Here is a 15,340-nt window from a genome sequence, read left to right as displayed (position 1 = left end):
ATACAGGCGTTAAACAGAGGCAGATGGGCGCGTGGCTTCAGTAGCACCGGCTTCAGCCGGGAAGAAGCCAGTCTGAGCAGCCTCAATTTTGCGGTGTGACGTCTGACGCTTTCCCGGCTAAAGCCAGTCCTACAGGTTGAACGCGGTGCTTGGTAGGACCGGCTTCAGACGGGAAGACGCCGTTTTGAGCACCATCAATCCTGCGGTGTGACGTCTGACGCTTTCCCGGCTAAAGCCAGTCCTACAGGCTACACGCGTTGGTTTTGGTAGGACCGGCTTCAGCCGGGAAGACGCCGTTTTGAGCACCATCAATCCTGCGGTGTGACGTCTGACGCTTTCCCAACTAAAGCCAGTCCTACAGGCTGAACGCGGTGCCTCAGTAGGACCGGCTTCAGCCGGGAAGAGGCCAGTCTAAGCGCCATCAATTCTGCGCGTGCTGCTCATCTGCGCAGTGGACTAACCACACCCATCAACAACCCGATACGCTGATGCACCTTCTGCGAACGCCTTCAGAGAACCGCCACCCCATGAAAAAAATCCTCGTGATCGGCATCGGCGCAGGCAATCCCGAGCACATCACCATTCAGGCGATCAAGGCGCTGAACCGCACCCAGGTGTTTTTCATGCTCGACAAGGGCTACGCCAATGACGACCTGCTGGCGTTGCGCCGGGAGATTTGCGAGCGCTACATCGAGGGCCATGACTATCGTCTGGTGCAGGTGAGCGATCCCCGGCGCAAGGACGATTCGCCGTCTTACCGCAGCGGGGTCGAACACTGGCACGAGCAGCGCGCCGTGTTGTTCGAGCAACTGATCGCCGATGAAGTACAGGCGGGGGAGACCGGCGGGTTTCTGGTGTGGGGCGACCCGGCGCTGTATGACGGCACCCTGAAGATTCTCGATCAGGTGCTCGCCCGCGGCCGTGAGTCATTTGCCTACGAGGTCATTCCCGGCATCACCAGCGTGCAGGCGCTCGCCGCCGGGCACCGCATCGGCCTGAACCGCATCGGCGAGCCGATCCACATCACCACCGGCCGGGAGCTTGCAGCGGAGCAGGGCGAGCACATCAGCAACAGTGTGGTGATGCTCGACGCCTATTGCACCTTCGAGCGGTTCGTCGATCAGGATTTACACATCTATTGGGGCGCCTACCTCGGCACCCCTGACGAGATGCTCATTTCAGGCCCGCTGCACGAGGTCAGCGCGCAGATACGTCAAGCGCGTGAAGCCGCGCGGGCAGAGAAAGGCTGGATCATGGACACCTACCTGTTGCGCCGCGCCGTCCGCTAGATAACGCTTCAGGCGTTCTTGTTCTTGGCTTCGATCCATTGGGACATGTACTGCGTGCTCTTGTGCTGATGATGGCGAAGCATGGCGCCGGTGAAGTGGGCCGCGCGATGGGCCTGCAGCGTGTCCTGCAATGTGAGGATACGGTCGATCAGCACGGCGCAATGGCGGTCATGGCCAAAGCGCGCCGGCAGCAATTGCCAGCCGTCCTGTTGTGCCTGTTCCCAGCGCGCCTGATCGCTGTAAAGACTGACCGCCGCGTCTGCCAGCCCTTGCGCATCACAGGCCACGGCGCCAGGGAATGCCAGCTCGCCGTGCATGGCCTCGGCGCCGATGGGCGTCGTCACGGTGGGCGTGCCGCAGACCATGGCATCGATGATCTTGCCCTTGATTCCCGCGCCGAATCGCAACGGCGCCAGTGACACCCGCGCCGCGCCCATCACTTCCAGCGCGTCTTCGGCCCAGTTCATGATGTGAAACCCCTGGGCGGCGTTATGCAATGCCGCAGCCTTGGGCGGCGTGTAGGCGCCATACACATGAACCTGAGCAGTGGGCAGTTGCGCGCGAATCAGCGGCCAGACGGTGTTTTTCAGCCATAGCACAGCATCCCAGTTCGGGGCGTGGCGGAAATTGCCGATGGTGATGAAATGCGCCCGGTCTTCAAAGCTTCGCGGGCCAAGGGGCGCCTTGCGCGGCTCTCTTACCAGCAGCGGGACCCAATGGAGCTGAGCCGCGGGCACCGAAAATGCCTGGGTCAGCAGCCCGATTTCGACGTCGGACACCATTAGGCTCAGGTCACTGCGGTGGATCGCGGCGATTTCGCGCCGGGCCAGGTCAGTGGTCGCCATCCGGGTGAACAGCTGATCCCGGGGCGTCTGGAAATAGTCAGTCAGGTCAGCATCGGGCTTGCCGTCGAGGCGTTCCTTGATCGCCTGATGACGGGCATGGCGCAGGCTCTGCAAGTCGGAGCTCTCAAGCAGGCGAAGGGCGTTCGGGCAGTGCTTCTCCACCCGCCAGCCGAACTGCTCCTCCATCAGAAACTGGTCGAACAACACCACGTCGGGCTGCAGCTCATGGATGAAGGCGTCAAAGCTGCTGTGGTTGAGGGCGATGGCGACTTCCGTGATGCCCAGCGCGGCCAGGTCGGCCTTGTGCTCGCCTTCAGTGGCGGCGCTGGCGAAGGTGATCTGCCAGCCCTGTTCGAGAAAACAGTCGATGAGTTGCATGACATGCCCGCTGGCCGCAGACGATCGCGGCTCGGGCCAGACGTAGCCAATGATCAGCACATGGATCGGGGATCGCTGCGCCAGTTGCTCAGTCGCCAAGGATGCCCTTTACCTTGTCACGCAGCTGGTCGATGGAAAACGGCTTGCCGATATTGTGCATGCCCTCAGGCACATCAACGGAATCCGCGTAGCCGCTGGCGAACAGCACCGGGATGTCCGGGCGGGCCTCACGTGCCTTGACGGCGAGGTTCTTGCCGTTCATGTCCGGCAGGCCCAGGTCGGTCATCATCAAGTCGATGGTCTGGCCAGCGTTGTGCAGGACCGCAAGGGCCTCGGCGGCATCTGCTGCTTCCAGCACGGTGTACTCAAGCTCCTCGAGGACGTCGACAATCAACATCCTGACGATGTTGTCATCTTCGACCACCAGAATCGTGCGGGGTGAATCGGACATGGCAAGTTCCTTAATTGGGCAGGGAGCGCATCGCACGGCGTTGGGTTTTCAGCGTTTCGCCGGGGGGCGCAATTGTGCCAAGTTCTGAGCCGCAACAACACGATTCAATTGAGTGTAATGGCTTTTTGGCTGCACTCAAATGTACAGTGCCGGCCTGATTGTTCCCGATCTAATGTCAGAAAATTCAATCTTCTACGTCGTACGCTGGAGTTTTTGCCGAGGTTTGCGGCAAACTCCGTCGTTTAGACGAATCCGCCTGAGCCCTCGCGATGATCACCAACTCTGCAGTCGATGAGCAACGTTTCCGCAAACTGTTAAGCCGCAACGTCAGTTTACCTTTGGCCGTCGGCGTGCTGAGTGCGGCCTTCTTCGTCATTCTCATCTCTTATCTGTTGTCGGCCATTCAGTGGGTCGAACACACCGACCGGGTCATCAACAACCTCAATCGCTCGCTCAAGCTCTCGGTGGACATGGAAACCGGCATGCGCGGCTTTCTGCTGACCGGCGATGAGCGTTTCCTCGACCCCTACGAAGTGGCCAAGCCGGCCATCATGAGCGAGCTCCAGGGCCTTGAAGAACTGGTCGCCGATAACCCGGATCAGGTCGACCGCTTCAAGCGACTGGCCGCGCTGCAATCATCCTGGAACGACTTCGCCCAGGAGATGATTAATCTGCGCCGCGCCGGTGGCGACTATCAGACGCCGATCAAGGAGCGTCGCGGCAAGCGCCTGGCCGACGAGATGCGTGATCAATACGAGCAAGCGGCCAACGTCGAGCACCAGCTGCGTCTGACACGCAACACCGACGTGACCCACACCACCGTGATGTCGGTCTCGCTGTACGTCACGTTCATTCTGATCGTCAGCGGGATTCTCGCCTGGGTCGGACGTCGTGACATGACCACGCTGTCCAACACCTACGCCGCCAACCTGCGGGCGCAACAGCTGGACGCTGATCGCTTGTCCCATGTCGCCTGGCTGCGCAACGGTCAGAGCGAACTGGCCGAGCAGGTGATCGGCCAGCTCACCCTCAATCTGCTGGGCCGCAACGTGCTGCATTTCTTCGCCCAGTACCTGGGTGCGGTCGTGGCGGCGGTGTACGTACGCCAGGAGCATGGCGGTCTGGTGCGCGTGGCGTCCTATGGTTTCTCCCGCGAGCAGGAACAGCACGAGCAGTCGATCTACAGCGGTGAAGGCGTGGTCGGCAAGGCGGCCGAGCAGGATCAGATCATCACCCTGGACAACGTCCCTCAGGACTATTTCAAAGTCACCTCCGGCCTGGGCGAAGGCTCACCGCGCAGCGTCGTGGTGGTGCCGACCAGCAACGATGACCACGTCAACGGGGTGATCGAGCTGGGCTTTCTTCGCGAGCTGACGCCGCGCGACCTGGAGTTCCTTGAGCTGGTGGCCGAGAACGTGGGCACCTCTATCGAGGCAGCCCGCTACCGTCAACGTTTGCAGGAAGTGCTCGCCGAAACCCAGCAGCTCAACGAAGAGCTTCAAGTGCAGCAGGAAGAACTGCGCACCGCCAATGAAGAGCTGGAAGAACAGTCGCGGATTCTCAAGGAGTCCCAGGCGCACCTGGAAATCCAGCAGGCAGAGCTTGAGCAGACCAACGAACAGTTGGCCGAGCAGAGCAAGGCGCTGGGCGACCAGCGTGATGCGCTGGACCGCAACAATGAAGAACTGCACATCGCACAGATTGAACTGGAAGCCCGCGCCGACGAGTTGCAGCGCTCAAGCAAGTACAAATCCGAGTTCCTGGCCAACATGTCCCACGAGCTGCGCACGCCGCTGAACAGCTCGTTGATTCTGGCCAAGCTGCTGGCTGAAAACCCGCAGGACAACCTCACCGCCGAGCAGGTCAAGTTTGCCGAATCGATCTACTCCGCCGGTAATGACTTGCTCAACCTGATCAACGACATTCTGGACATCTCCAAAGTCGAAGCCGGCAAGCTCGACATGCGGCCGGAAAACAGCAGCGTCAGCCGCTTGGTCGAAGGCCTGCGCATGACCTTCGAACCGTTGGCGGCCGAGAAGAAGCTGGAGTTTTCGGTGGAGATCCAGTCAGGCACGCCGGTCTCGCTGTACACCGATCGCCAGCGCCTGGAGCAGATCCTCAAGAACCTGCTGTCCAACGCCGTCAAGTTCACCGAAAGCGGCACCGTCAGCCTGACCGTGTCCCGTCAGCCGGGAGAGGGCGTGGCCTTCACCGTTCGCGACTCCGGGATCGGCATCGCCGAGGAGCAGCAGGAGAGCATTTTCGAAGCGTTCCGTCAGGCCGACGGCACCACCAATCGCCGTTACGGCGGCACGGGCCTGGGGCTGTCGATTTCCCGCGATCTGGCCCGCCTGCTGGGCGGTTCGATCAGCGTGACCAGCGCGCCGGGGCAGGGCAGTATTTTCACCCTGGTCATGCCGGAAGAGTACGTCGAAGTCGAGCCTTCACAGTACGTCGAGGGGCCAGCAGCGGCTGTGCAGCCTGCGCCGGTTCCAGCCCGCATCACGCCGCCTGCGCCTGTCGCTGCCAAGCCTGCGGCGGCGGCAACACCCATTCCGCGCTTCGCTGATGACCGCGAGAAGGCGCCGTTCAGCAATCGCTGCATCCTGGTCATCGAAGACGAAGTGCGCTTTGCCCACATCCTCTACGATCTGGCCCATGAACTGGGCTACAACTGCCTGGTGGCCCATGCCGCCGACGAAGGCTTCGACCTGGCCTCCTCGTTTATTCCGGACGCTGTGCTGCTGGACATGCGCCTGCCGGACCATTCCGGTCTGACGGTCCTGCAACGTCTGAAAGAGCTGCCAAGCACCCGCCACATCCCGGTGCACGTCATTTCCGTCGAAGACCGTCAGGAAGCGGCGCTGCAAATGGGCGCCATCGGCTACGCGGTCAAACCGACCACCCGCGAAGAGCTCAAGGATGTCTTCGCCCGCCTCGAAGCCAAGCTCACCCAGAAGGTCAAACGCATCCTGCTGGTCGAAGACGATGCCTTGCAGCGTGACAGCATCGCGCGCCTGATCGGCGACGATGACATCGAGATCACGGCAGTCGGCTTCGCTCAGGACGCCCTTGATCTGCTGCGCGACAACGCCTACGACTGCATGATCATCGACCTGAAGCTGCCGGACATGCTCGGCAACGAGTTGCTCAAGCGCATGTCCATCGACGAGATCTGCGCGTTCCCGCCGGTCATCGTCTACACCGGCCGCAACCTGACCCGTGACGAAGAAGCCGAGCTGCTGAAGTACTCGCGCACCATCATCATCAAAGGCGCGCGCTCGCCGGAGCGGTTGCTCGACGAGGTGACGCTGTTCCTGCACAAGGTCGAGTCGCAGATGTCGAACGAGCGCCAGAAGATGCTGAAGACCGCGCGCAGTCGCGACCGTGTGTTCGAAGGGCGCAAGATCCTCGTGGTCGACGACGACGTACGCAACATCTTCGCCCTGACCAGCGCGCTGGAGCACAAAGGCGCCATCGTCGAGGTGGGGCGCAATGGGCTGGAGGCGATCGAGAAGCTCAATACCGTCGAGGACATCGACTTGGTGCTGATGGACGTGATGATGCCGGAGATGGACGGCTACGAAGCCACCATCGAGATTCGCAAGAACCCGCGCTGGCGCAAGCTGCCGATCATTGCCGTCACCGCCAAGGCGATGAAAGACGATCAGGATCGCTGCCTGCAGGCCGGTTCCAACGACTACCTGGCGAAACCGATTGACCTGGACCGGCTGTTCTCGCTGATTCGCGTGTGGTTGCCCAAGATGGAACGTATCTGAATGAACCGGATCAATTGACCGCCTTTTTGCCCGATCCAGAGTGTTGCCGATGCACCAAGAACGAGACGCCGATATCGAGTTACGCTTGCTCATTGAAGCGATTTACTTGAAGTACAGCTACGATTTCCGCGATTACTCGGGTGCGTCGGTGAAACGACGTGTGGCCCACGCGTTGCGTCAATTTGAACTGAAGACCATTTCCGCGTTGCAGGAGCGGGTGTTGCATGACCCTTCGGCGTTCATGCAACTGCTGCAATTCCTGACGATCCCGGTCAGCGAGATGTTCCGCGACCCGACGCACTTCCTGGCGATCCGCGAAGAAGTCGTGCCGCTGCTCAAGACCTACCCGTCGGTCAAAGTCTGGATTGCCGGGTGCAGCACCGGGGAGGAGGTTTACTCGATGGCGATCCTGCTGCGCGAGGAAGGCCTGCTCGATCGCACGATCATCTACGCCACCGACATCAATCCCAATTCGCTGGAGAAGGCCAAGCAAGGCATCTTCTCCATGGAAAACATGCGCGCCTACAACGAGAACTACATCAAGGCCGGCGGCAAGCGGCTGTTTTCGGAGTACTACACGGCCGCCTACGATTACGCGATCTTCGACAAGACCCTGCGGGAGAACGTCACCTTCGCCGATCACAGCCTGGCGACAGACAGCGTGTTCTCCGAAACACAGTTGATCTCCTGCCGCAATGTGCTGATCTACTTCAACAAGAAGCTGCAGGACCGCGCCTTCGGGCTGTTTCACGAGTCCCTGTGCCACCGCGGATTCCTCGTGCTGGGCAGCAAGGAAACCCTGGATTTCTCCGGGTACAAAAACCAGTTCGACCCTCTGGTCAAACTCGAGCGGATCTACCGCAAATCATGAGAACGTCGTTTCCTTGCCCGTCCCCCGACCAGCCCGCGCTGCCGGCGGTGGACGCGATTGTGGTCGGCGCATCGGCCGGCGGTGTCGAAGCGCTGTTGAAGATTTTCCGCACGCTGCCCAAGGGCTACCGGTTGCCGATCGTTGCGGTGCTCCACGTGCCGGACCAGCGCCGCAGCCACCTGGCCGAGGTCTTCGCCATGAGCGTGGCCATGCCGGTCAAGGAGGCCGACGACAAGGAAACCATCGCGCCGGGCACGCTTTACTTCGCCGCGCCCGGGTATCACCTGTCGGTGGAGAATGATTTCAGTCTGTCATTGAGTCAGGAAGAACGGGTACATCATTCGCGCCCGAGCATCGACGTACTGTTCGAATCGGCTGCTGACGCGTACGGTAAGCGGCTGGCAGGGGTGCTGCTGACCGGCGCCAGCAGCGACGGCGCACGCGGTACCGCAAAAATCAAGGAGTACGGTGGCCTCACCGTGGTCCAGGACCCGGCACAAGCGCTCGTGCGAACCATGCCCGAGGCGGCGCTTGCCCTTCATACGCCGGATTTTCTATTGCCTTTGCCCGACATTGGGTCCCTGCTTGTCGAGCTGGAACGAATTGCATGCTGAGTGAAATCAAAGCCAAACTGCTGATCGTCGACGATCTGCCGGAGAACCTGCTCGCGCTTGAAGCGTTGATCAAGCGTGAGGACCGTCAGGTGTTCAAGGCGTTGTCTGCTGATGAGGCGTTGTCGTTGCTGCTCGAACACGAGTTCGCGATGGCGATTCTCGACGTGCAGATGCCAGGGATGAACGGCTTCGAACTCGCCGAGCTGATGCGCGGTACCGAGAAGACCAAGAACATTCCGATTGTGTTCGTCAGTGCCGCCGGGCGAGAGCTCAATTACGCGTTCAAGGGTTATGAAAGCGGTGCCGTGGATTTCCTGCACAAGCCCCTCGATATTCATGCGGTGAAGAGCAAGGTCAACGTCTTCGTCGACCTGTATCGCCAGCGCAAGGTCCTCAAGCAGCAACTCGATGAGCTCGAACGCAGCCGCGCGGAACAGGAAGCCCTGATGCAGGAGCTGAAGTCGACCCAGAGCGAGCTGGAGCGTGCGATCCGCATGCGCGATGACTTCATGTCGATCGTCTCCCACGAGGTGCGCACGCCGCTCAATGGCCTGATTCTCGAAACCCAGCTGCGCAAGCTGCATCTGGCCAAGGACAACGCTTCGGCGTTCACCATGGAAAAACTCAGGGCCATGGTCGACCGCGATGAGCGGCAGATTCAGAGCCTGATCCGGCTGATCGAGGACATGCTCGATGTGTCGCGGATCCGGACGGGCAAACTGTCGATCCGTACCAGCCCTTTTGATTTGTCGGAGTTGGTGGTCAATCTGGTGGAAAGCTATTCCGCGCAGATCGCCGCCGCCGGCAGCGCGGTGACGCTGCATGCGACGACGCCGGTGATTGGGGTGTGGGATGAGTTTCGCATCGAGCAGGTGGTGGCGAATCTGTTGACCAATGCGTTGCGCTACGGCGCGCATAAGCCGATTGAGTTACGCGTTTACAGCGAGGCCGGTGAGGCGCGGGTGGAGGTGCGCGATCACGGGATCGGGATCAGTCCGGAAAATCAGAAGCGTATTTTTCAGCAGTTCGAGCGGGTCGCGGCCAGTCATGCGGTGGCGGGGCTTGGCCTTGGGTTGTTTATTTCCGACCAGATCGTGGGCGCCCATGGCGGGCGGATCAGTGTCGAGAGCGAGGAAGGGGCGGGGTCGATGTTTCGGGTTTCATTGCCGCTCTGATCAAGATATCTAAGATCAAGATCACAAGCGTCTGCCTGGGGGCAGACTGTTTCGCCTTCGGCGAGTTACTTGGAAAAGCACCCCAAGTAACCAAGGGTGCCTGCTCCTGGTTGGGCCCTTCCTTCGTCAGGGTTCCTTCACTCCGGTCCCGCTCCGTGGGCCCGCTGCCATCCGCCATCCATGGCGGGGGGCAGTTCTCGCCGCATCCATGCGGCTCGGCCCACGGAGCGAGACCTGCGTTCAGCCTGCACCCAAGTCGCGTGCTGCGGTGTCTGGGCTATCGCGTAGAAGATCAACAGCAAAAGCTTCCCGGCTAAAGCCGGTCCTACAGTCGGGGCCAGTCCCACTGACTGAACGCGCTACTGTTTAGTGGGACCGGCTTCAGCCGGGAGAGGCCAGCCCAAGCGCCAACAGTTTTGCTGATAGCACCCCCTACCTGTGGGAGCGAGCTTGCTCGCGAATGCTGTTGCTGTTGCTGTGATCTTGATCTTCATACACAAGCCTGCCAGACGACGCAAAACGCGACTTGGGTGCAGGCTGAACGCAGGTCTCGTGGAGTGGGCCGAGCGGCATGGATGGCGGCGGGCCCACGGAACGGGACCGGAGTGAAGGAACCCTGACGAAGGAAGGGCCCAACCGAGAGCAAGCACCCTTGGTTACTTGGGGTGCTTTCCAAGTAACTCGCCGAAGGCGAAACAGGAGGCCGTTAGGCCGACCCATCTGGCCTTCAATCAAATAACTGAACACCCTGCGCAACCTCCAGCGCGGGCCATGGTCGTAATGGCAGCTATCTATAAGATCAAAGGCGTTCAAATGAGCTCTGATGCAGAAAATGTCGTACTCATCGTCGAAGACGAGCCGCTCATTCTGATGCTGCTCTCCGACTACCTGTCGGGCGAAGGCTATCGGGTGTTGCAGGCGGAGAACGGCGAGCAGGCGTTCGAAATTCTTGCCACCAAACCCCACCTCGATTTGATGATCACCGATTACCGCCTGCCCGGCGGCGTTTCCGGCGTCATGATCGCCGAGCCCGCCGTCAAGCTGCGACCGGAACTCAAGGTCATCTTCATCAGCGGCTACCCGGCTGAGATCGTTGATTGCGGCAGCCCGATCACCAAAAAAGCGCCCATCCTCGCCAAACCGTTCACCATGGAAACGCTGCACTCGAAGATTCAGACCCTGCTCAACTGATTCTGCTGCCCCTCAGATACAAACAACAAAGCCGGCAATCGCCGGCTTTTGTGTCAACCCCTCTCGCGTCAACCCTCGATCATTTCCCGCACCTTGGCCGTCAGTTGGTCAAAGGCAAAAGGCTTGGTGATCATCTGCATGCCTTCTTCCAGGAACCCCGAGCGGGCACTGGCGTTTTCCGCATAGCCGGTAATGAACAGCACTTTCAGGTCCGTGCGCAACTGCCGGCCAATGTCCGCCAACTGCCGCCCATTCATGCCCGGCAGGCCTACGTCGCTGATCATCAGGTCAATGCGCTGGCTCGATTCCAGAATCGGAATCGCGCCGACCGCATCACCGGCTTCGACGTACGCGTAACCCAGTTCGCTCAGCACCTGGCTGACCAGCGCGCGCACGGCCGGATCGTCCTCAACCAGCAGAATGGTCTCGCCCTCACGGGCCTGCGGTGTGTCGTTGGGCAGGGCGGGGCCCTCCTGCTGCGCCGGGCCCTGATAACGCGGCAGGAACAGCTGCACCGTGGTGCCGTCGCCGACCTGGCTCTCGATCGCGACGTGGCCGTGAGATTGCTTGCTGAAGCCGTAGATCATTGACAGGCCGAGGCCGGTGCCCTGGCCGATCGGCTTGGTGGTGAAAAACGGATCGAAGGCCCGGCTGATGACGTTCTCCGGCATCCCGCAGCCCGTGTCGCGCACACTGAGCACCACGTAGTCACCTGGCAGCAGGTTCTCGTAAGCGTTGGTGAAGTCGCGGTCGAGGCGGCGGTTGAAGGTCTCGATCATCAGCATGCCGCCCTCGGGCATGGCGTCGCGGGCGTTAAGCACCAGGTTGAGCAGGGCGCTTTCAAGCTGGTTCGGGTCGGCCTCGGCGGTCCACAGTTCCGGGTCCAGGCACATGTCCAGGCGGATGCTCTCGTTGACGCTGCGATTCAGCAGTTCACCCATGGAGTTGACCAGGTCATTCATCAGGACCGGCTTGGGGTCCAGCGACTGACGGCGCGAGAACGCCAGCAAGCGGTGGGTCAGGGCGGCGGCGCGATTGGCAGAGGTCACGCCCAGGTCGATCAGGCCATCAAGGTCGTCGGTGCGCCCCCGTGCCAGACGGCGCCGAAGCAGTTCGAGGCTGCCGATGATGCCGGTGAGCATGTTGTTGAAGTCGTGGGCGATACCGCCGGTAAGCTGGCCCACTGCTTCCATTTTCTGCGACTGACGCAGGACTTCTTCGTTGTGGCGCAACTGTGAAGTGCGTTCCTCGACCTGCTGCTCCAGGGTTTCGTTGAGCCGGCGCAGCTGCTGCTCGGCCAGCTTGCGTTCGGTGATGTCCGAGGTGACCCCGGACAGCAGGCTGACGCGGCCATTGCGCGCGCGGATCGCCCGAGCCCTGATGTCCATCCAGTGGACCGAGCCGTCCGGCCAGACGTTGCGGAACTCGATGATGAAATCGGCCCCGCTGTCCAGGGTGTGCTGAAGCACCGACTGCATGCGCGGCTGATCTTCGGGGTGCACCGCGCTTAGCCAGTCTTCATAGGAGAGCGTGTCGCGCTCGTCCCAGCCAAAGTGCGCTTTGGTGATGTCCGAGCATTCCAGCGCGAGGAATTCAGTGTCGAGCTGCCAAGAACCCAGTCGCCCGGCTTTCAACGCATGTTGCAGGCGCTGCTCGCTTTCCAGCAATTCTTCCAGGCGGCTACGGGCTTCATATTGTCGTCGACGCCCGCGGACGGCGGTGCTCACCAGGCTGATCAGCGTGGCAGGGTGGAACGGCCGCTCCAGGAACGTGACGTTGCCGAGCATCTTGCCCAGGTGCGCCGAGGGGTTCTGTTTCGGGCCGCCGTGGTGGGTCAGCAACACGATGGGGAAGTCCGACCAGGCCGGTTGATTGGCCAGCAGGCTGAGCAGCGGGTTGATGTCCGCGCTGCGCAACGCCTCATCGGCGATGATCGCCAGGCCGGCACCGGACATCAGCTCACTGCACAGCTGCGTCAGGTCGTGGGTGATGATCGCCGGATAGCCGGCTTCCTGCAGCATGGTCAGCGCGATCTGGCTGTCGCGTCCGAGAGGGGCCAGGATAATGGCCCGCTCCGATAACTGTCCCGGAGTGCTCACGCGTCGGTGTCCTGCAGCAGCGGGCTGCGATCACCGACGTATTGCGGGATACCCCTCAACACGCCCTGAAAGGCTTCCAGCGGTTCGCCGATGGTCATGCCGGACGCACTGATGCGGTATTCACGAATGGTTGACTCATGGGTGCCTGTGCGTTTTTTGATGACAGAAATGGCCCGACGGACCTGACCCAGTGCTTCGAAATAACGCAGCAGGATCACCGAATCGGCGAGATAGGTAATGTCCACTGGCGTCTGCATGTCGCCGACCAGGCCGTGCTGGGCGACGGTCATGAACGTCGAGGCGCCGTGACGGTTGAGGTAGAGCAGCAACTCATGGACGTGCAGGACCAGCGCGTTCTCCTCAGGCATCGCGGCCTGGTAGCCGTTGAGGCTGTCGATCACCACGGTCTGGATGCCCATTTCGTCGACGCAGCGGCGAACGCGGTGGGCAAATTCGCCCGGCGACAATTCAGCGGCGTCGACTTGCTCGATGAGCAGGTTGCCGGTCTCTTCAAGTGCGTGAAGATCAATGCCGAGTTTGCTCATCCGGGTGTACAGCAGGCCAAGTTCTTCATCGAAGATAAACAGCGCGGCCTTCTCGCCGCGCTCCACCGCAGCGGCGGCGAATTTCAACGCGATCAGCGATTTGCCGGTGCCCGCAGGCCCCAGGATCACCGTGCTCGAACCGCTGTCCAGACCGCCACCGAGCAGGGCGTCGACTTCCTTGATGCCGCTGCTCAGCTGGCGGCTGACGTAGCCAGCCCGGTGCTCGGCCGCTACCAGACGCGGGAACACCTGAATGCCGTCGTCCATGATGTTGAAGTCGTGATAGCCGCCGCGGTACTTCTGGCCGCGGTACTTCACCACCCGAAGGCGTCGGCGTTCGGCGCCGTAGGTAGGCGTCTGACCTTCGAGTCGGATCACGCCGTGGGCCACGCTGTGCACGGTTTTGTCCAGGGATTCAGTGGTGAGGTCGTCGAGCAGTACGACGGTGGTGTCGTAGCGCGCGAAGTAATGCTTGATCGCCAGGATCTGCCGGCGATAGCGCAGTGAACTCTGCGCCAGCAGGCGGATTTCCGAGAGGCTGTCGATGATCACCCGCGAAGGTTTGACCTGCTCGACAATTTCGAAAATCTGCTTGGTGGCCTCGCCCAGCTCAAGGTCAGAGGAGTACAGCAAGCTCTGCTGATGGGCCGCATTCAACAAATCTTCAGGGGGGGTGAGCTCGAATACCGAGATGTTCTCGTCCAGCTCCCAACCATGGGAGCGTGCGCCATCGCGCAATTCGCGTTCGGTTTCAGACAGCGTGATGTACAGACCACGCTCGCCCGCCGCCGAGCCTGCCAGCAGAAACTGCAGCGCGACGGTGGTCTTGCCGGTGCCGGGCTCTCCTTCCAGGAGAAACACGTGGCTGCGCGAAAGGCCACCCGCAAGGATGTCATCCAGGCCCACGATACCGGTTGCCGCTTTTGATGTAGTCAAGAATCGCCCTCTTGCGACCTGAGAAAAGGTCGGGCGCCGAAACAGGTTCGAACGCCCCCGGCAGACATGTTCGGAAGGTCCGATTCCATGCAGCCAAGACTCTGGACCTTTGCCGGCTGAGACCGTTCAGTTTATTGCTGGCCGACCGATGGCATCCCCGGAATGCAACGGGTTCGCTGTCCGGCAAATGGCGCAACCGTGGCCTGCGGGCGCACCGACCGACTTGCTATGATCCGGCGTCATGGAATAAACCCCGTCTGCCCTAAAAGGATCTAAAGCCGTGTCTGACTACAGTGCGTTCAAGGTGGAACTGGCCGACCACATTGCCCACGTCCAGATCAATCGTCCGGAAAAAATCAACGCGATGAACGCTGCGTTCTGGCAGGAAATCATCGAGATTTTCCGTTGGGTCGAGGACGCCGACGACGTCCGCGTGGTGGTGCTCAGTGGCGCCGGCAAGCACTTTTCTTCCGGCATCGACCTGACGCTGCTCGCCTCGGTGGCCAGCGAGCTGGGCAAGGACGTGGGCCGCAACGCCCGCCTGCTGCGGCGCAAGATCCTGCAGATGCAGGAATCTTTCAGCGTGGTTGATCGATGCAGCAAGCCGGTGCTCGCCGCCATTCAGGGCTATTGCATCGGCGGCGCCATCGATTTGATCAGCGCCTGTGACATGCGTTATGCCGCGGACGATGCGCTGTTTTCCATTCGCGAAATCGACATGGGCATGGCGGCGGACGTCGGCACCCTGCAGCGACTGCCGCGCTTGATCGGCGACGGCATGATGCGCGAAATGGCCTACACCGGCCGTAACGTCGGCGCCGAAGAAGCCCTGCGTATTGGCCTGGTCAATCGCACATTCACTGACCTGCCGCAGTTGCTCGAAGGCGTGTTCGCCATCGCCCGGGACATCGCCGGCAAATCACCCATCGCCATCAGCGGCAGCAAGCGCATGATCGGCTACATGCGCGATCACAGCGTGGACGACGGTCTCGAATACGTTGCCACCTGGAACGCTGCCATGTTGCAATCGGCCGACCTGAAGCTGGCGATGGTCGCTCACATGAGCAAACAGAAGCCGGTCTTCGACAATTGACTGACCTATTTGAATGCATCACCGACGGCTGCCTGTGAGTCTTTCTACCGGGTTGCAGACGGGCCCGTCGGTGC

The 15,340-nt window shown here is 61.1% G+C and carries 11 protein-coding genes; 7 read left to right on the top strand and 4 right to left on the bottom strand.

Features of this window, described 5'->3' with window-relative positions; all coding sequences use genetic code 11:
- Positions 1 to 527 precede the first annotated feature (527 nt).
- Positions 528 to 1,289: a precorrin-6A synthase (deacetylating) gene (gene cobF / locus M1E04_RS14520; RefSeq protein ID WP_456291566.1), complete on the top strand. Its 762-nt coding sequence runs from the start codon at positions 528 to 530 to the stop codon at positions 1,287 to 1,289.
- Positions 1,290 to 1,297: 8 nt separating this feature from the next.
- Here the strand turns inward: cobF and M1E04_RS14515 are convergent, their stop codons facing one another.
- Positions 1,298 to 2,611 carry a glycosyltransferase gene (locus M1E04_RS14515; protein WP_456291565.1) on the bottom strand — a complete coding sequence of 438 codons (1,314 nt, stop codon included), beginning with the start codon at positions 2,609 to 2,611 and terminating at the stop codon, positions 1,298 to 1,300.
- Positions 2,601 to 2,963: a response regulator gene (locus tag M1E04_RS14510; RefSeq protein WP_456291564.1), complete on the bottom strand. Its 363-nt coding sequence runs from the start codon at positions 2,961 to 2,963 to the stop codon at positions 2,601 to 2,603. Before M1E04_RS14510 ends, M1E04_RS14515 begins: the two co-directional genes overlap by 11 nt.
- A 269-nt stretch (positions 2,964 to 3,232) precedes the next feature.
- Here M1E04_RS14510 and M1E04_RS14505 point away from each other — a divergent pair, with 269 nt between their 5' ends.
- From M1E04_RS14505 to M1E04_RS14485, 5 genes are all read left to right on the top strand, one after another.
- The gene (locus tag M1E04_RS14505) at positions 3,233 to 6,742 is read left to right on the top strand and encodes a response regulator (protein WP_369318136.1); all 3,510 of its coding nucleotides are present in this window, start codon (positions 3,233 to 3,235) and stop codon (positions 6,740 to 6,742) included.
- Between the two features lie 49 nt (positions 6,743 to 6,791).
- Positions 6,792 to 7,613: a CheR family methyltransferase gene (locus M1E04_RS14500; RefSeq protein WP_065991398.1), complete on the top strand. Its 822-nt coding sequence runs from the start codon at positions 6,792 to 6,794 to the stop codon at positions 7,611 to 7,613.
- Positions 7,610 to 8,227 carry a chemotaxis protein CheB gene (locus M1E04_RS14495; RefSeq protein ID WP_065991399.1) on the top strand — a complete coding sequence of 206 codons (618 nt, stop codon included), beginning with the start codon at positions 7,610 to 7,612 and terminating at the stop codon, positions 8,225 to 8,227. Before M1E04_RS14500 ends, M1E04_RS14495 begins: the two co-directional genes overlap by 4 nt.
- On the top strand, positions 8,221 to 9,402 hold the full coding sequence (locus tag M1E04_RS14490; protein ID WP_192135718.1) for a hybrid sensor histidine kinase/response regulator: 1,182 nt from the start codon (positions 8,221 to 8,223) through the stop codon (positions 9,400 to 9,402). Before M1E04_RS14495 ends, M1E04_RS14490 begins: the two co-directional genes overlap by 7 nt.
- Positions 9,403 to 10,215: 813 nt before the next feature.
- Positions 10,216 to 10,593, top strand: coding sequence for a response regulator (locus M1E04_RS14485; RefSeq protein WP_065991401.1), 378 nt, complete (start codon positions 10,216 to 10,218; stop codon positions 10,591 to 10,593).
- A 68-nt stretch (positions 10,594 to 10,661) separates the two neighbouring features.
- On the opposite strand, the gene M1E04_RS14480 is transcribed toward M1E04_RS14485, so the two are convergent.
- Positions 10,662 to 12,692, bottom strand: a complete 2,031-nt coding sequence (locus tag M1E04_RS14480; protein ID WP_456291563.1) for a response regulator — start codon at positions 12,690 to 12,692, stop codon at positions 10,662 to 10,664.
- Positions 12,689 to 14,173, bottom strand: coding sequence for an ATPase domain-containing protein (locus M1E04_RS14475; protein WP_065991403.1), 1,485 nt, complete (start codon positions 14,171 to 14,173; stop codon positions 12,689 to 12,691). The genes M1E04_RS14480 and M1E04_RS14475 overlap by 4 nt, the downstream gene beginning before the upstream one ends.
- A gap of 280 nt (positions 14,174 to 14,453) precedes the next feature.
- Between M1E04_RS14475 and M1E04_RS14470 the strand changes: the two genes are divergently transcribed.
- A complete protein-coding gene (locus tag M1E04_RS14470) occupies positions 14,454 to 15,266 on the top strand; it encodes a crotonase/enoyl-CoA hydratase family protein (protein WP_456291562.1) in 813 nt (270 codons plus the stop codon).
- The last annotated feature ends 74 nt before the right edge of the window (positions 15,267 to 15,340 follow it).

It is taken from the genome of Pseudomonas sp. AK106 (assembly GCF_053903055.1).
Note: the sequence above shows the minus strand (reverse complement) of the source record. Positions and strands in the feature narration are given on the sequence as shown.

What these genes read in the sequence shown, in the direction of transcription:
- cobF (WP_456291566.1), top strand. Translation starts at nt 528, where the DNA reads ATGAAAAAAATCCTCGTGATCGGCATCGGCGCAGGCAATCCCGAGCAC.
- M1E04_RS14510 (WP_456291564.1), bottom strand. Translation starts at nt 2,963, where the DNA reads ATGTCCGATTCACCCCGCACGATTCTGGTGGTCGAAGATGACAACATC.
- M1E04_RS14505 (WP_369318136.1), top strand. Translation starts at nt 3,233, where the DNA reads ATGATCACCAACTCTGCAGTCGATGAGCAACGTTTCCGCAAACTGTTA.
- M1E04_RS14500 (WP_065991398.1), top strand. Translation starts at nt 6,792, where the DNA reads ATGCACCAAGAACGAGACGCCGATATCGAGTTACGCTTGCTCATTGAA.
- M1E04_RS14495 (WP_065991399.1), top strand. Translation starts at nt 7,610, where the DNA reads ATGAGAACGTCGTTTCCTTGCCCGTCCCCCGACCAGCCCGCGCTGCCG.
- M1E04_RS14490 (WP_192135718.1), top strand. Translation starts at nt 8,221, where the DNA reads ATGCTGAGTGAAATCAAAGCCAAACTGCTGATCGTCGACGATCTGCCG.
- M1E04_RS14485 (WP_065991401.1), top strand. Translation starts at nt 10,216, where the DNA reads ATGAGCTCTGATGCAGAAAATGTCGTACTCATCGTCGAAGACGAGCCG.